This window comes from Pseudofrankia saprophytica (genome assembly GCF_000235425.2).
Lineage (GTDB): Bacteria > Actinomycetota > Actinomycetes > Frankiales > Frankiaceae > Pseudofrankia > Pseudofrankia saprophytica.
In genome coordinates this window covers 3,554,745-3,571,273 of sequence record NZ_KI912266.1, presented here as the reverse complement: position 1 = coordinate 3,571,273, position 16,529 = coordinate 3,554,745, and the positions used below count along the sequence as shown (strand labels likewise).

10 protein-coding genes and 1 pseudogene are annotated in these 16,529 nt (G+C 71.7%); 4 read left to right on the top strand and 7 right to left on the bottom strand.

Annotation, left to right across the window (positions count from 1 at the left end; translation table 11 throughout):
* Positions 1 to 8: 8 nt before the first annotated feature.
* Both FRCN3DRAFT_RS0214910 and FRCN3DRAFT_RS0214905 read right to left on the bottom strand, forming a co-directional pair.
* A complete protein-coding gene (locus FRCN3DRAFT_RS0214910) occupies positions 9 to 689 on the bottom strand; it encodes a DUF1918 domain-containing protein (RefSeq protein WP_007507105.1) in 681 nt (226 codons plus the stop codon).
* Positions 690 to 777: 88 nt separating this feature from the next.
* Entirely contained in the window at positions 778 to 1,047 is a 270-nt protein-coding gene (locus FRCN3DRAFT_RS0214905; protein WP_035927967.1) for a DUF1876 domain-containing protein, read from the bottom strand.
* A 485-nt stretch (positions 1,048 to 1,532) separates the two neighbouring features.
* On the opposite strand from FRCN3DRAFT_RS0214905, the gene FRCN3DRAFT_RS0214900 reads away from it, so the two are divergent.
* Positions 1,533 to 2,132: a 2-oxoacid:acceptor oxidoreductase family protein gene (locus FRCN3DRAFT_RS0214900; RefSeq protein ID WP_007507110.1), complete on the top strand. Its 600-nt coding sequence runs from the start codon at positions 1,533 to 1,535 to the stop codon at positions 2,130 to 2,132.
* A gap of 287 nt (positions 2,133 to 2,419) precedes the next feature.
* Entirely contained in the window at positions 2,420 to 3,496 is a 1,077-nt protein-coding gene (locus tag FRCN3DRAFT_RS0214895; protein WP_335341724.1) for an Acg family FMN-binding oxidoreductase, read from the top strand.
* Positions 3,497 to 3,573: 77 nt separating this feature from the next.
* Here the strand turns inward: FRCN3DRAFT_RS0214895 and FRCN3DRAFT_RS44570 are convergent, their stop codons facing one another.
* Entirely contained in the window at positions 3,574 to 6,255 is a 2,682-nt protein-coding gene (locus FRCN3DRAFT_RS44570; RefSeq protein WP_007507114.1) for a bifunctional acetate--CoA ligase family protein/GNAT family N-acetyltransferase, read from the bottom strand.
* A gap of 348 nt (positions 6,256 to 6,603) precedes the next feature.
* Here FRCN3DRAFT_RS44570 and FRCN3DRAFT_RS0214885 point away from each other — a divergent pair, with 348 nt between their 5' ends.
* Positions 6,604 to 7,845, top strand: coding sequence for an EAL domain-containing protein (locus FRCN3DRAFT_RS0214885; RefSeq protein ID WP_232794046.1), 1,242 nt, complete (start codon positions 6,604 to 6,606; stop codon positions 7,843 to 7,845).
* Between the two features lie 181 nt (positions 7,846 to 8,026).
* Here FRCN3DRAFT_RS0214885 and FRCN3DRAFT_RS0214880 read toward each other — a convergent pair whose 3' ends face one another.
* Entirely contained in the window at positions 8,027 to 9,001 is a 975-nt protein-coding gene (locus tag FRCN3DRAFT_RS0214880; RefSeq protein ID WP_007507118.1) for a universal stress protein, read from the bottom strand.
* A 209-nt stretch (positions 9,002 to 9,210) separates the two neighbouring features.
* Positions 9,211 to 9,300: pseudogene (locus FRCN3DRAFT_RS58155) on the bottom strand (LuxR C-terminal-related transcriptional regulator); the annotation flags it as partial.
* Positions 9,301 to 9,765: 465 nt separating this feature from the next.
* Between FRCN3DRAFT_RS58155 and FRCN3DRAFT_RS0214875 the strand changes: the two are divergent.
* Positions 9,766 to 10,791, top strand: coding sequence for a universal stress protein (locus FRCN3DRAFT_RS0214875; RefSeq protein WP_007507120.1), 1,026 nt, complete (start codon positions 9,766 to 9,768; stop codon positions 10,789 to 10,791).
* 179 nt (positions 10,792 to 10,970) lie between these two features.
* On the opposite strand, the gene FRCN3DRAFT_RS0214870 is transcribed toward FRCN3DRAFT_RS0214875, so the two are convergent.
* Together FRCN3DRAFT_RS0214870 and ppsA are read right to left on the bottom strand one after the other, a co-directional pair.
* Entirely contained in the window at positions 10,971 to 13,850 is a 2,880-nt protein-coding gene (locus FRCN3DRAFT_RS0214870) for a cation-translocating P-type ATPase (RefSeq protein WP_198535974.1), read from the bottom strand.
* 154 nt (positions 13,851 to 14,004) lie between these two features.
* On the bottom strand, positions 14,005 to 16,524 hold the full coding sequence (gene ppsA, locus FRCN3DRAFT_RS0214865) for a phosphoenolpyruvate synthase (RefSeq protein ID WP_007507124.1): 2,520 nt from the start codon (positions 16,522 to 16,524) through the stop codon (positions 14,005 to 14,007).
* Positions 16,525 to 16,529: the final 5 nt, after the last annotated feature.

The window sequence follows — 16,529 nt, the reverse complement described above, 5'->3', positions numbered from 1 at the left end:
TCGGGCGGTCAGTGGTGAACGAGGTGGCGGACCTCGGCGTCCGGACCCGGGTAGAAGAACGTCACCTTGCCGGTGTCCGCCCAGCGCACCCGGAACGGAGGGTCGCCCGCGGGCGGCCGCACCTCCAGGATTTCCCCGTCCCGGTCCGGTTCGCCAACCGCGTGCCGGTGGATGACGATCTGGTCGCCGACCCTGGCCTGCCGGCGCCCCGGCTCGGCGCCAACGGCATGCGCCGGCCGGGTCGGCGCGTGCACCAGGACCGGCAGGCCAGCCTCGTGGTGCGGGTGCCGGACCTCCTGGCGGACGAGGGCGGCGAGACGCGGCAGTTCCGCCGGCGACGCGTCGATGAGCAGGTCGTCCAGGGTGACGAGCCCGACGACGCGGGCGCCGTCCATCAGCGGCAGCCGGCGAACCGCGTGCGTCTGGAAGGCCCGTACGACCTCGTCCCGCTCGGCTGTCGCGGGCAGGGCAACCACACCGGTGGTCATCACGCCGTCGATCCGGCTGTCGTGCGGGACCCGCCGGGCGACGGCGCGCAGCACCAGGTCGCGGTCGGTGACGATGCCGACGAGGACGTCGCGGTCGACGACGAGCAGCGAGCCGACTCCGGCCCGGTCCATCAGCCCGGCAGCCTCCGCGAGGCTCATGTCCGGCGAAACGGTGACCGGCAGCTGGTAGGTGACTGTCATTTCAGCCTCCGTAGTTCATGGCAGTCCTCGGCGCGCCATGGGTCTTCCTGGCGTCCTTCGTGGCTCTGGCGCTCCGCGATCTCACGGATCACGGATGCACGTGGGCGTGGACGCCCGTCACGGCCTCGATGTCGCCGGCCGCCGTGCTCCGCAACCTGCGCGCCAGGTCCGCCAGTGCCCGGGACGCTGCGACCTCGTCGCCGATCTCGGGGATCTCGTAGTCGTCCGGGTCGCACCGGGCGCGGCCGATGCCGCGCAGCTCACGGTCGGCGCCGGAGTACAGCACCGCCTCCGCCTGTGTCAGGCCGTCGCCCTCGGTCAGGAAGATGCTTACCGCCCAAGTCTTTTCCTGGATCATGATGCACACCGCCTTTCTCCTATGGGTTAGAGCCTCGCCCCGCCGATCGACCGGTGACAGGGCCCCTGGTAGGCCGTACCCGTGCCGACCGGACCGTCGTCGGATGGCCCGGCCGGCACGGGGCCGCCTGGCGATCCGACCCTTCGAGGTGTTCCCTGACCGCGGCGGTGGTCCCCTTTGTGGTCGGTCCGGCCGGTCGACGGCCTGCGCGTACGCGACGAGGGCGACAGGCGACCTCGGGAAGGCGACCTCGGGAAGGTGAGGTCGGCGCCGGTGCCCGCAGGTCCCCCGAGGATGGGACGTACGTACCGCGATCCGGCCTTGCCGATGGCGCACAGTCAATAGTGCCGGTACCCGACCGTCGACGCTCCGGACGCCCTGGCCGCTGATGGGAGTGCACCGTCGGGGGGCACCGGCTCGCAACAGCGCCGTGGCTGTCAGGCGCGGCGCCTTCGGCGCCCGGCAGCAACAGGAACGGGGTAGAGATGTTCACGGTACGGATCCACGGACGCGGCGGGCAGGGGATCGTCACCACCGCCGAGACCCTGGCGGCCGCCGCCTTCTCCCAGGGCAGGTACGCGCAGGCATTCGCCGGATTTGGCCCGGAGCGCGCAGGCACGCCGATGCTCGCGTTCTGCCGGGTCGACAACGCGCCGATCCGCCGTCGCGAGCCAGTGCTGCACCCGGACGCGCTGATCGTGCAGGATCCAACGCTGCTCCACGTGGTGGACACGCTCGAGGGGATCCGGCCGGACGGCTACGTCCTCGTCAACTCCTCCCACGACGTCGACGAACTCGGCCTCGACGACCTCGCGGCGCACCATGGCCTGGCGGCCGTGCGCCTGCTGACCGTTCCCGCCACCGAGATCGCCCGGCGCACGCTCGGGCACCCGCTGCCGAACACTGCCCTGCTCGGCGCCTTCGCCGCGCTGACCGGCGTCGTCACACTCGAGGCCGTCGAGACCGCGATCCAGGAAGGCTTCACCGGCCGGGTCGCCGCGGACAACGTCGAGGCCGCCCGGTCGGCACACGCCTTCGTCCGTTACGCCCTCGTGGACCGCGCCCCGGGAGCGGCGCGCGCATAGCGCGATCCAGCGGTGACGGACGCAGATGACGGCCGGGCATCCCGCCGGTCGACCGCCGTCCGGCGGCCGCACCTTCGACCGGCACCTGCCGATCTAGGCTTGGATCGTCGCAGCGCTCGCGGCGCAGTCGTTCGAGGCCGTCGCGGCCGGCGCCCAGTGACCGTCCACTCCTCGCGAAGCACGCCGGAGCCGAGCTGACAGGATCACGAGTGCGGCGTGTCCGGGTGAGCCCCGGGCAGTCGTGTGATGATGCCCCGGGCGAGGGCTGGTCGCGGTCCGGGTTGGCGATGAAGTTCGGTTGGCTGCAGCGGGACGAGGAGACGACCATGGTCACGAGCGGCACTACGTTCTCGATGGAGCAGGTATACGCGGCGGTCGAGGCCGCGGGCCTGGCGCCGTCGATCCACAACACCCAGCCCTGGAAATGGCGGTTCCGCGACGAGACCCTGGAACTGTTCGCCGACCTCTCCCGGGCCGTCCCGGTCATCGACCACGATCACCGCCAGCTGCTGGTCAGCTGCGGCGCCGCGCTGCTCAACGGCTGGTTGTCGCTGCGCGCCGCCGGGCTGGACGTCGAGGTCGGCGACTTCCCCGACGGCCCCGACCTCACCACCGACCGGCTGGCCACATTGACGATCATCGGCCATCGCCCACCCACCGGTGACGAGACCCAGCTCGCCGAGGCCATCACCCGCCGGCACACCGACCGCCGCCCGCTCACCCCGGCGGAGCTGTCCATCGACGAGGTGCGCGCGCTGCGCCGGGCCGCCGAGGCAGAAGGCTGCTGGCTCGCGTCGCTGACCAGCGAGGACGCCCGCATCGAGCTGTCGGTCCTGCTGGCCAGGGCCGACTGGATCGAACGCAACGACCCCGGCTACCAGGCCGAGCTCGCTTCCTGGATCCGCGACGACCCGGAGGCCACCGACGGCATCCCGCGCCCGGCGGCTCTGTCGAGCGCCGAGTCGCGTCCCTCCGAGTTCCCGGCCCGCGACTTCACCGGCGGCGCGGGGGGCGAACCGGCCAACGCCGACGAGGCCGGGGAACGGGTGCGCGCCGCCCGAGTCGAGCACCCTGGCGTGCTCGTCCTCGGCACCGACGCCGACGGCCCCGCCGACCGCCTACGCGCTGGCCGGGCACTCAGCCGCGTGCTGCTGACCGCCACGACCGAGGGCCTCGCGACCTCTCCCCTCGGCCAGGCTCTCGACATCGAGGCGACCCGCTCGCTGGTCCACTCACTGACCGGAGCCACCGGCCTCACGCAAATGATCATTCGTGTCGGCTACCCCGACACGTCCACTCCCCCACTGGCGCCGACCAGGCGTCGTCCCGTGTCGGACGTGCTCGAACACCTCGCCGGCGCCTGAGGACGCAATCGTCGACTACGCGGTGGCGCACCGTCGGCAGGTTGTCGATCTCACCGCGAGGTCGACGGTCACGGGTTTCAGCGAAGCCGCCGCAAGGTGGGGTCGGTGGCGTCAAGCGCCGGTGCGATGCGGATCTTGATGTCGACAGCCACCGCTCCGTTTGAGGTGACGATGAGTGGATTGACGTCCATCTCACGTATCTCAGGGATGTCGTCGGCGAGGCGGCCGACGCGCAGCAACACGTCCTCGACGGCTGCGCGATCGCCGGCCGCGGCGCCACGGAATCCGCCGAGGATCCGGCTGGCACCACGGGGCTCGCGGACGAGCTCGGCCGCGTCGACGTCCGTCAGCGGCAGGAGTCGGTAGGCACGGTCAGCGAGCAGATCGGTGAAGACGCCACCAAGCCCGAACGCGACAAGCGGTCCGAACGCGGGGTCCTGCACGACGCCGATCAATGTCTCCGTCCCGGCCTCGGCTGTCGGCGAGATGAGACCGCCGCCCATCTCGTCACCGAGCAGCGCGGCCATCTTCACGTAGGCCGCGGCAGCGGCCGCCGGGGTGGTGAGGCCAAGCGCGACGCCGCCCCGGTCGCTCTTGTGCACCAGATCCGGATTGCCCGCCTTGAGGACGACCGACCGGCCGATCTGAGCGGCGGCGGCGGCCGCGGCGTCGGGCGAGTCCACCCGGGTCACCGGCGCGACCGGAATGCCGTAGGAGGCGACGAGCTCGACGGCGTGTTCCGCCAGGAGCCAGCAGCCATCCGGAGCCTTTACGAGGGCTTCGTTGACGATGGCCCGCGCCCGGTCGCGGTCCAGCCCGGTCAGGTCCGGGACGGTTCCCACCGGTCGGGCCAGCCATGCGGCGTGACCCGCGGCTCGGGCGAAGGCGCGGACCGCGTCCTCCGGCACGCTGTACGCGCAGACCGTCCGGTCGGATGGCTCCAGCGTCGTCACTCGGGCGACCTGACCCAGCAGCACGGCCAGCACAGGCTTGCCGGTGTGTGCGGCGGCCGCACGCACGGCGGCCGGCAGGTCGTCCGGCTCGGTCAGCGGGGTCGGCGCGACGACGGCCAGCAGGCCATCGACTCCTGGGTCGGCGAGAACGGCGCGCAGGGCCTTCTCGAACGCCGGCCCGGACACCGAGGCGATGGCGTCCACCGGCCCGGCGACGGCGGCGCCGGCGGGCAGCACCGCACGCAGCTCGGCCTGAGTGGTGGGCGTGAGCTCGGCGACCGTCAGTCCGGCCGCCTCGGCCGCGTCCGCGGCGAGCACGCATGGGCCACCGGCATTGCCAACGATCGCGAGCCGGTTGCCGGCGGGCAGCGGCTGGTGCGCGAGGAGCGACACCGTGTCCAGGAGCTCTCCAAGCCCATCGACCGCGATCACGCCGGCCTGCCGGAACAGCGCGTCGGTGTGCGTCCGTGACGTCACCGCGGCGGCGGTGTGCGACCGGGCCGCGCGCGCCCCGGCCCCCGAGCCGCCGCCCTTGACCGCCACCACCGGCTTGCTGCGGGACACCCGCCGGGCAATCCGGGAGAACTTCCGCGGATTACCGAAGGACTCCAGGTACAACGCGACGACGTCGGTGTCCGCGTCCTGCTCCGCCCAGAGCAGCAGGTCGTTGCCGGAGACGTCCGCCTTGTTGCCGGTCGAGACGAACGTCGACAGCCCCAGCCCCAGCGCGCTGGCCTGCTCGAGCAGGGCGATTCCCAGGCCGCCCGACTGCGAGACCACGGCGACCCGGCCTGCGTGCGGTGGCGCGACCGCGAACGTGGCGTTCAACCGCACCCCAGCCGTCGTGTTGACGATTCCCATGCAGTTCGGTCCGACGATCCGCATCCCGGATGACCGGGCCCTGGCCACCAGCTCCGCTTCGCGGGCCCGTCCCTCGACACCGGCCTCGGCGAATCCCGCCGTCAGCACCACGACGGCGCGTATGCCGGCGCTCGCGCAGTCTTCGACGACCTCGCCCGCCACGGCCGAGGGAACCGCCACCACGGCGAGATCCACCAGCCCCGGCAGATCACGCACGGTCGGCACGGCGGTGACGCCGGCCACCTCGGTGGCATGCGGGTTCACCACGTACACCGGACCGGGAAAGCCACCCGCCACGATGTTGCGCACGACCTCATGACCGACGGTGCGGGGCCGCTGCGACGCGCCGACCACGACCACCGACCGGGGCCGCAACAACGCCCGCAGGCTGCGCACATCGGCCTCGCTCTCCCGGCTGTCCTGGGCAGCGAGCAGGCTTTCGGTCGGGATCACCGGGAACGTGATGTCGACGACCTCGGCATCGCGGTGCCGGCGCACCGGAAATCCCGCCTTGGTGAAGACCCCCAGCATCGCCACGTTCTCCGCATGGACCTGCGCGACGAACGTCGTCACCCCACGGTCACGGGCGTACGCGGCGAGATGCTCCAGCAGCAGGGTTCCGACGCCCCGGCCGTGCTGAGCTTCCTCCACGGCGAAGGCGATCTCCGCCTGGGTCCGATCCGCGAGCAGCTCGTAGCCTGCGACACCGACCAGCCGCCCGCCGACCACTGCGACCAGGGCGCCGTGCGTCGGGTCGGTGGTGTCGACCAGGTGGTCGACATAGCGGTCGGCCGCCAACCTGCCGGACGTGAAGAACCGGAAGTAGCTACTGCGGTCCGACAACCGGGCATGCAGCGCCTTCAGCCCCGTCCCCTCACCCGCTCGCACCGGACGCAGGTGTGCGATCGCGCCGTCGCGCAGGACCACGTCGCATTCGGACCACATCCTCGATCTCCCCTCGTCGGCCGCCACACCGCGCACGGTCGAGCGGATCCGGCTGGCTGTGCGCTCGGACAGGCGGCATTGTGGACGGTCCGGTGATCGTCCGGTCCGGCGATATCGAGCGTCCTTCATGCGCGTCTGGGCCGGCAGGGTGCTGATGACCAGCCACGTCGGGACCTCCGACATGGCTGCGCCCGGTCGTCTGGCACCTCGACCCGCCTGGACGCGGACATACGTCGAGCCGGTCACGGCGTTGCAGCGGATGTGTGTTGGTTCGACAGCAAGGGGTAACGGAGAGGAGTGGACTTGAGGTCGCGGCGCCACGCGTCATGCCTGGGGCCTCGGTCTCAGGTGGCCGAGCCATGGGCGGTACTCGTCGAGTTGCTCGAGGTTCTGCGGCGCAGACTGCACATGGATCTCGCCTGGCTAGGACGGCTGGAAGGAGATCTGCTGATCCTTCAGGTGGTCAGCGGCGATACCTCCGCGTTCGGGCTGGGCCTCGGTACCAGCGTGCGCCGCGACGGTTCGCTGTATGCGAAGGTTCTCTCCGGGGATCTCCCGTCGCTGATCCCGGACGTTCAGGCGGATCCGCGCACCTCACATGTGCCCGTGGTGGACGAGTTCGCCATCGGCTCGTACGCGGCGACGCCGGTCACCGACACCGAGGGACGGGTGTACGGCATGCTCGGCTGCCTCGGTCGACAGCCTTGCCTCTCGCTCCATCAAAGCGACGGTGGGTTCCTACGGCTACTCGCGTCGTTCCTCACCGAGTTCGTCATCGATCTCAGAAGGCTGTGGGACACGCGCAGCGCGCTCTGGCGACAGATCAGCGATCTGCTCGACCAGGGCGGCCCACGGATGTTCTTCCAGCCAGTCGTCGACCTGTCCACCGGACGAACCGTCGCGGTCGAAGGACTGGCACGGTTCCCGACGCTCACTCGCGGACCGCAGGACCTGTTCGCCGCCGCGGCCAGCGTGGGTCTGGGCTACGAGTTGGAGACAGCGGCCATCCGCAACGCGCTGCGAGCACTGCCGGCAATGCCACCCGATGTGATCCTCGCCGTGAACGCGTCACCAGCTACGGTGAACGACAAACTGACCGACCTCATCGTCGAGACCGGAACGCCGCAACGGATAGCCGTCGAAATCACCGAGCACGACTACATCGGCGACGACCACAATCTGCTCCTGGCTACCGAGGTGCTGCGAGGGCACGGAACGCACATCGCGGTGGACGACGTCGGAAGCTGCTATTCGGGACTAGAACAGCTCCTGCACCTGCGGCCCGAAGTGATCAAGATGGATTACTTCATCACCCATGGAATCCATCTCGACGCGGCGCGACGGGCCGTGGCCGCCGGGCTCACGAAGGTAGCGGCCGAGATCGGGGGACGCGTCGTGGCCGAGGGCATCGAGTCGACCGCCGAGCTGGACGCCGTTGTCGCCTCCGGCATCACCTATGGCCAGGGCAACCTACTCGGACTACCGACCGCCGATATCAACGAAGCCTGCCTGGGCAACCGTCTCCCGCCAGCCACGGCAGCCGGCGGCCAGGCACGTGGCACCGCGATGTCGCTCAACCCGTGCCTTTGACACACGCGCGCAGCGCGAGCACCGGCATACTGACGATCGCCATCTCGCCCGACACCTACGACCGATCGGTCATCCAGGGACATGTCCCCCGCGTCTCCGGCCCACTCGGCCGGCGCTTGACGGGCTCGACGGGCTCGACGGGCTCGACGGGCCAATCGACCGCGTAGCCGTTGTTCCGCTCCTACCTCTCGCCGTGGGCCACGACATCCTGAGGTGACTGGCGGTCGTTACGGACGACGGCGACGTCGCAGGCGGCGTGCACGACGCACTGGTGGCTCACAGAACCGAGCAACAGGCGCTCAAAGCCGCCAAGGCCGCGGCTGCCGACCACGAGCAACTGAGCCTGCTCCGATTCGCGCAGCAGGGCACGAATGCCCGACTCAGACGAGACGACCGGCTCGACGGTGACATCAGACGCGTCGCCCAAACCGAACTTCACCGCCTGATCGACGATCTCGTCGGCCTTCCTGGCCAACGAATCCTCCGCGGCGGCAAACACGTCTGCATACAGCGGGTCATAGCAGCCCCAGGCATGCAACACCCGCAACGGCACCTGCCTGATGGCAGCGGCCTGTGCCGCCCAGCGCAGCGCCACCAACGACAGTTCCGAACCATCGACCCCGACGACGACCGCGCGTCGATCATCGTCGAGCCGCCCGGCAAGCCCGTCGTCGTCATCGCTGTCGCCCGCTGGGCGGGTGACGACGACCGGAACGGGAGCGTGGTAAACGACGCCTTGGGTGACGCAACCGATGTTCACGCGACGGAACGGCCCGTGCCTGTGCCTCCCCACGACGATCATGTCGGCGCCACCAGCCGCCTCGACGAGCGCCGAAACCGGCTCACCGGGGACGACCAACCGGTGTAGGTCGACCGACGGGACCGCCCCGCCAACTCGCTCGATCGAGCGCTCCAACCTCCGTCTCCCCGCCTGAGCAAGGGTCTCGGAATCAGAAGTCGTCGCCGCGCGCAGCACGCCACCGAACGGCTCCTGCGTGGTCCAGGACAGCAGCGAGGTAACTATCGGTGCTCCACCGTCGTGGCCGCCGTCGATCCTCGCGGCGGACCACAGTGCCGCCTCCCGGAGGGCCCAGCGCAACGCCACCTCGGAACCAGGAGAACCGTCCACCCCGACGAGCACACGTAGCGCGCCCATGACCCACTCTCCCTGTCCGGCAATTTTCGATCATTTTCGGATCTGTTCGTGGACGAGGACGGGCGGTTGACCACCTGCCCGGCCGCGCTGCCATCGTCCAGATGGTGGCCCGCGCCACGGACTCCCGCTCGGAGACCAAGGAGTCGTTACCCAGGGACTGACGGCGACGGCATCATCGAAGGCCACTCGGGTGACACAAGGTTGCTGGTCCTGGCGTTGGTGGCGAAGACGGCCGCCTGGGTACGGCTGGCCAGTCCGAGCTTCGCCAGAATTGCGGAGAAGTGGTTCTTCACGGTCTTTTACGAGATACCACGCCATACAATCTCGTAGTCGTCGAGGAGGAACACCCGCACATTTTTCATGATCTGCAGAATAATTGGGCAGACAGCTTCCGGAAAGATGACCGGGCCTAACGTTGTAGCCGCCCGGTCCACTCGGGAAACGTCGACCCGTGCCACTCGGCCCATGGGTGGACCCCAAGCGACAGGCCGAACGACCCAGCGCGGGGGCACGCCCAGCCTCTGATGGGGCAGCCGCCGCCGCGAGACCGTCATACCAGCACAGGAGGAGGTCTCGAGGGTTGCCACCGCGACGACGTCGTGGTTTTCGACGCCGGGACGTGAGCCGCCACCGGCACCGAGCCGGCCTCACCGGCTCTCCCGCCAGCATGCCGAGCACGCGCCAGAAAGCGTCACCGAACGTGCCCTGGCTCTCCTCATTCCCTCGCGAATACCGGCGGAACCGTCGCGGAAAGAGAGATCGCCATGCGCACCGAGATCGTCGTCGGGGTCGACGCTTCTCCCGGGTCCGCCGCGGCGCTCGCGTGGGCACTCGACGACGCGTCCCGGCGGGGAGTCCGGGTGCGGGCCGTACTGGCATGGGCGGACGACAGTCGCCCGGCCGAGGTCGACGCGATCGCCACCTCGCCCGGGCTCGAGGACCTGGCCGCGGCCGCCGACAAGGTGCTACGGCGGCTGGTCGCCGCCGCTCGGTATGCCAGTACCGGTGGCGACCGCCTGCGGCTGAGCGGCGCTCAGGTCCCCGTTGACGAACGCACGGTCTACAGCACCGCCGCGCACGCGCTTCTCCAGGAATCGTTCGACGCCGGACTGCTGGTCATAGGCGCCGAGCCGCGGGCTGCCACGCGGTGGGCGTTGGCCGGCCCAGTCGGCGACGCATGCGCCCACGAGGCTCCAATTCCGCTTGTGGTCGTCCCGCCAGACGCCGGTACGGCGCGCTCGCGACACCGGGCAGGGAAGCCGGTTCTCGTCGGTGTCGACGGCTCGCGCGCCTCCGCGATCGCGGCCCGCTGGGCGGCCGGCGAAGCCGCCCTCCGGAGGGTGCCGCTGCGTGTCCTGCACGTCGCGGCCGTCCGGGGCACTGCGCCGGCACAGAGCCGGGTACCGATGACGATTCCCGTGATCAATCGGACGTCGGCCCTTCCCTGGGCGCCCGTTGGAGCGGTGGCCGCGACCGGCCGCGGCGGGCGCGGGGGCGGGTGGGCGCCGGTCGCCGCGGCACGGACCCATGCGGTACTCGACCCGGTCGACTCGGTCCGCCGCGTCGTGGCCGGCGTTCGGACCATGCCTGGCGCACCTCCCGTCGAGCCGATGTCGGTGGCCGGCGGGGCCGCGGCAACGCTCCTGCTCGAGGCCGCCGGGGACGCCCAGTTGCTGGTTCTCGGCGCACGCGGCGCCGGCGGGTTCCCAGCTCTGTCGCTGGGCAGCACCGCCCATCAGTGCCTGGCCCGTGTCTCCTGCCCCACCGCCATCATCCGAGGCCACGGGTAGCGATTCGTCCAGACAGCGGTTCGTCCAGACAGCGACTCGACCACCAGCACACCGATCACCTGGCCCGATGGACGCGCTTCTGCGTCTCGCCAGCTGAAGTCAACACGCCGCAATGCATGCCGGACTCCCGAGCGGACCACGTCTTTGCACCTGCCCGCCGCCGGATGGTGGCGGCTCGTTCAGTGAGTGACGGGCTGTCGCTGGGCACGTCGGCGGCGGGCGGCTCGCCAGAGCTCGTCAGCACCCCAGACGATGATGGGCATGGGCAGCAGGAAGATCAGGTTCGACGGGCTGACGGCGACGGTATCGAGCACGGGGTGCAGGAACGGCAGGTAGACGACGGCGGCGGCGAACGCGATCTCGAAGGCGATGCCGTAGAGCAGGAGCCGGTTGCTGAACAGGCCGACCTCACGTAGCGCCGCATGCTCGGTGCGGGCGGCCAGCGCGGTGCCGATCTGGCAGGCGACGATCGCGAGGAAGCTCATCGTCGTCGCCTCGAGGTAGATGTGGTGCAACGGGTCCCCGGCGCCCACCGGGTCGCCGGGGTGCCAGCCCCCGCGGCCCAGAACGACGAAGAACGCGGCCAGGACCAGGACGGCCGACAGCACGCCGAGGATTCCCCAGGCGCGCAGCAGCATCGCCGGGCGGATGACACCTTCGCGGCGCGGCCTGGGTGGCCGGGACATCAGTCCGGGCTCGGCGGGCTCGCGGCCGAGCGCGAGCGCCGGCAGCGTCTCCGTGCCCAGGTCGATCATGAGGATCTGCAGGACCGTCAGTGGCAGCGGCACCGCGCCGCCGGACAGCGCGAACACCAGGAACGGGACGACCTCCGGCACGGCGTGGGCGAAGATGTACAGCACGAACTTGCGGACGTTGTCGTAGACCTGCCGGCCGGCCCGGATCGCGGCGACGATGGTGGCGAAGTCGTCGTCGGTCAGCACCATAGTGGATGCCTCGCGGGCGACGTCGGTGCCGGAGCGGCCCATCGCGATGCCGATGTCGGCGCGGCGCAGGGCAGGGGCGTCGTTCACGCCGTCGCCGGTCATGGCGACCACCTGCCCGAGGTCGCGCAGCGCGTCGGCGATCCGCAGCTTGGTCTCCGGGGAACTGCGGGCGAAGACCAGTTCCCGGTCATCGCGCAGCAGCTCGTCGAGCTCGCTCTCGGGCAGGGTGTCGAGCTCTTCGGCAGCGACGATTCTCAGCCCGGCGGTACCTTGCCCGCCGATACCGACCTGGCGGGCGACGGCCGCGGCGGTCAGCCCGTGGTCGCCGGTGACGACGTTGATCCGGATGCCCGCCCGGTGGCAGGCCGCGACCGCGTCGGCGACGCCCGCCCGCGGCGGGTCGGCGAGCGCGACGACCCCAAGCAGCCGCAGCCCGCTCTCCACGCCGTCGCGCCATTCGCGATGGTCGGGCCCCGTGGCGGGCAGGGCGGGCAGCTCCCGGTCGGCGATCGCGAGCACCCGCAACCCGTCCGCCGCCAGAGCGGCGAGCAGCGCCGCGACCTGGTCTCGGTCGGCCGCGGCGAGCGGTCGGGCACCGCCGTCCGGGGTCGCGAGTGTCTCGCAACGCTCGAGCACTGCCTCCGGAGCGCCCTTGACGAACGCGGCGAACCGGCCCGGCGCGGTCTCGTCGACCGTGGTCATCCGGCGCAGCCTCGGGTCGAACGGCGCCTGAAGGCACCGCCGCGCGAGCCGCACGGCGCGCCCCGTGTCCGCCCCCAGCCAGGCGGCCGCCCGCAGCAGCCCGATCTCGGTGGGGTCCCCGCGGTCCTCGTCCCCGCGGTCCTCGCTCTCGTCGTCGCGCTTGCTGAGCTCGGTGCCCTGCCTGGGCGGCCCGGGTGGCGCGTCGTCCGGGCCAGGCCGCCCGGACGGGACCTGCCCGCCGGTCTGGTACGTGTCGCCGGCGAGCTGCGCGTCCGAGCAACTCGCCAACGCCGCCCCAAGCGCCGCCAGCACCCGCGACGAACGGTCCACCGACGACCCGCCGTCAGCCGACGCCGCCCAGTTCACGCCGTCGACGGGCAGGTCTCCCGCGGTGGTCCACAGCCGGACGGGACGCATCCGGTTCTCGGTGAGGGTGCCGGTCTTGTCCGTGCAGATGACAGTGGTGGAACCAAGGGTCTCGACCGCGGAAAGCCGGCGCACGACCGCGCCACGCCGGGCCAGCACCCGCACGCCGACCGCGAGCGCCAGGGTGATCGTCGGCAGCAGGCCCTCGGGCACGTTCGCGACGAGCAGGCCGATCGCGAAGGTGAGCGCCTCACCGAACGGCAGCCCGGCGGCCAGCCCGATCGGCAGGAACGCGACGCCGACCCCGACCGCGACCGCCGCGATCAGCCAGGCGACCCGGCGAACCTGGCGCTCCAGCGGGCTCTCATCGCGCTGGACCCGCTCCGACAACGCGGCGAGCCGGCCGATCTCGGTGTTCATCCCGGTCGCGACGACCAGCACCCGCGCGGACCCCGCCGTGCAGGAGGTGCCGGAGAAGACGAGGTCCTCCGCGGCGAGCAGCGGCCCGGTGTCCGGCGCCTCGGTCGCCGACCGGGCGACCGGCACCGACTCGCCGGTCAGCATCGACATGTCGACCTCGACGTAGCCGTCGAGCAGCCGCGCGTCGGCCGCCACCCGGTCGCCCTCGCCGATCACCAGCACGTCCCCGGGCACGATCTCCCGCACCGGCACCCGGCGCTCGGCGTCGTCGCGCAGCACGGTCGCCAGCGGCGGCAGGAAGGCGGCGAGCGCCTCGACCGCCTTCTCCGCGTGCTGTTCCTGGACGAACGCGACGGCGGCGTTGAGCAGCACGACGACGACGATCGCGACGGCCAGCGCCGCCGAGCCGGACACCGCGGCGAGGCCCGCGGGGAGCCACAGCAGCAGCGCCAGCGGATGGATCAGCTGGCGGGCGATCTCCCGCGGCCAGGTGCGCCCGCGCCGCCGGGACAGCTCGTTCGGCCCGGCGCTGACCAGTCGCCGCGCCGCCTCCCGCTCGGACAGGCCGCCCCGCCCGGCACGCAGGTCACGCAACAGCAGCGCGAGTGGTTCCCGCGGATCGGTCACCGCGACGGGATCAGGACCGGCGGTGATCCGGTCAGTGGCGCCTGGCGGCACCGGACCGGGATTCATCGCACCGCCGGCGCGGCGCGCGGCGGCAGGGGAATCGATGAGTGAGGCCAGGCATCACATCGCCGGCCGACGTGGCCCCGCGCAGGATTCACGCAGGACGTCCTGGGCTTGCTGCCGCCCTCGTCGCCGGGCCTGGTCCCATGGTGTGCCCCAGGGCCGCATCGAGCACCAGGCGGCGCTCGGCGGCGGCAACGGTGTGCCGGACGGTGTCCACGGCGTCCGGGTTGACCGAGATCGACGTGATGCCAAGACGCACGAGCCGCTCGGCGAACTCGGGATGGGTCGACGGCGCCTGCCCGCACAGTGACGACGTGATGCCGGCTTCCCGGCAGGAGGTGATGATCCGCCCGATCGCGTCGAGCACCGCCAGGTCGGACTCGTCGAACAGCTCGGCGCAGGTCTCGGAGTCGCGGTCGACACCCAGCATGAGCTGTGTCAGGTCGTTCGAGCCGATCGAGACGCCGTCGATGCCGAGCTTTGCGTACTCGGGGATCCAGTAGGCGACCGACGGGACCTCGGCCATCACCCACCGGTGCAGGTCACGGCGGTGATCGCCCAGGGGGCTGCGATCCACGGCCTCCAGGCAGGCTGCCAGCTCCCAGCGGGTGCGCACGAACGGGATCATCAGGTGCAGGTTCGGCGAGGCCTCCCGGACCTTGGCGAGCACCTCCAGCTCCAGCGCGAACACCTCGGGGTCGCGGATGTAGCGGTAGCAGCCGCGGTAGCCGATCATCGGGTTCGCCTCGACCGGCTCATACCGCTCTCCGCCGCGCAGGCCGCGGAACTCGTTCGTCCGGAAGTCGGTCGCCCGGTAGATCACCGGCCGCGGCGCGAAGGCGCGGACGATCCGCAGCAGCGAGGCCGACATCCGTTCGACGAACTCGGCCCGCCCACCGGAGGCGAGCAGGTGGCGGGGGTGTTGGCCGCCGAGCGCATCCGCGATCATGAACTCGGCACGCAGCAGGCCGACGCCGTCGACGGGCAGCGCCGCGACCTGTTCGGCGCGCTCGGCGACCGCCAGGTTCACGTAGAGCCTCGTCGCGGTCGTCTCGACCGCCAGAGCCGGCTGCGCCGCCGCAGCCGTGGGCCTCTCCGCCGCGACGGCGACGGCACCCGCGGCGGCCGGAGCGACGAGCTCGCCGGCATGCACCTCGCCGCGCGCGCCGTCGACGGTGACCATCTGCCCCGCGGACAGCGTCGACGTCGCGACCCGGGCGCCGACCACGCAGGGCACGCCCATCTCGCGGGCGACGATCGCCGCGTGGCAGGTCATGCCGCCGCTGTCGGTGACGATCGCCGCGGCCCGGCGCATCACCGGCACCCAGTCGGGCGAGGTCATCTCGGCGACGAGCACCTCGCCGTCACGGAACTGGTCCTCGTCTTCCGGGGAGCGCAGGATACGTACCCGCCCGCTCGCCCGCCCGGGCGAGCCGGCGAGCCCGGTCAGCAGCGGCGCTCCGCCAGCACCGTCGCTACCACTGCCACCGCTGGCATCGCCGGGACGCGTGCCGCCAGGCGCCACCGCGGCACGCGGTTCCCAGGGGGCGCCACCTGGTTGGTCGGCCGCCGCGGCGCCGTCGGCCTCCCGCGTTCCCATGGCGGTGATCGGCCTGGACTGCACGAGGTAGGTCTGGCCTGTCTCGACGGCCCATTCCATGTCCTGCGGCGCGCCGTAGTGCCGTTCGACCCGGACGGCCAGGCGGGCGAGCTCGACGGCCTCCTCGCCGGAAAGAACCCGGCGCGAGCCCTCGGTCTCGGTCAGCTCGACCCGGGTGTCATGGCCGTCCGGCCCGCGCACGATCTGGTGGCTCTGCCGCCCGACCCGCGCGTCCAGCAGCGCCGGCCCGCCCGCGCCGCCGTCCTTGGTCAATATGTAGGTGTCGGGCACGACCTGCCCGCCGACGACGACCTCGCCGAGGCCGAACGCCGCCTCGATCACCACCCGGCTGGTGTCCCCGCTCGCCGGGTCGGCGGAGAACATCACGCCAGACCGCTCCGAGTTCACCATCCGTTGCACCACGACCGCGAGCGCGGGCTCCGCGGCGTCCGACCCTGGCCCGGCCTTCTCCTGGCCGGCGCGGTAGGCCAGGACCCGCTCGCCGTAGAGCGAGGCCCAGCAGTCGCGGACGCGCTCGATCAGCTCGTCGTCGCCGCGGACGTCGGTGAACGTCTGGTTCATCCCGGCGAACGAGGTACCGGCGGTGTCCTCGGCCGTCGCCGACGAACGCACGGCGACGAGCATCGGCCGGCCGCCACCGCCGCCGAGTTCGTGGTAGGCGCCCAGGACGGCCCGACGGATGTCGCCCGGCACCGGCACGGCGCGTACGCGCGCCCGCAGATCGGCGGCCTCGGCGGCCAGTCCGGCCGTGTCGTCGGGGTCCACCTCGGCCGCCCGCCGGGCGAGCTCCGTGGCGAGGCCGCCCTCGGCGAGCGCTCGCAGGTAGGCCGCGGACGTGACGACGAAGCCGGACGGGACAGGGAAGCCGGCCTGGGTCAGCTCGCCCAGGTTCGCACCCTTGCCGCCGGCCAGGCCGACGTCGTGGACGGACAGCTCCTTGAACCAGGCGATCCATGGTCCGTTCTGGCTCATCGGTCCGTTCTGGCTCATCACGG

Coding starts and splice junctions, on each gene's coding strand:
- FRCN3DRAFT_RS0214910 (WP_007507105.1), bottom strand. CDS start 689: ATGACAGTCACCTACCAGCTGCCGGTCACCGTTTCGCCGGACATGAGC.
- FRCN3DRAFT_RS0214905 (WP_035927967.1), bottom strand. CDS start 1,047: ATGATCCAGGAAAAGACTTGGGCGGTAAGCATCTTCCTGACCGAGGGC.
- FRCN3DRAFT_RS0214900 (WP_007507110.1), top strand. CDS start 1,533: ATGTTCACGGTACGGATCCACGGACGCGGCGGGCAGGGGATCGTCACC.
- FRCN3DRAFT_RS0214895 (WP_335341724.1), top strand. CDS start 2,420: ATGAAGTTCGGTTGGCTGCAGCGGGACGAGGAGACGACCATGGTCACG.
- FRCN3DRAFT_RS44570 (WP_007507114.1), bottom strand. CDS start 6,255: ATGTGGTCCGAATGCGACGTGGTCCTGCGCGACGGCGCGATCGCACAC.
- FRCN3DRAFT_RS0214880 (WP_007507118.1), bottom strand. CDS start 9,001: ATGGGCGCGCTACGTGTGCTCGTCGGGGTGGACGGTTCTCCTGGTTCC.
- FRCN3DRAFT_RS0214875 (WP_007507120.1), top strand. CDS start 9,766: ATGCGCACCGAGATCGTCGTCGGGGTCGACGCTTCTCCCGGGTCCGCC.
- ppsA (WP_007507124.1), bottom strand. CDS start 16,524: ATGAGCCAGAACGGACCGATGAGCCAGAACGGACCATGGATCGCCTGG.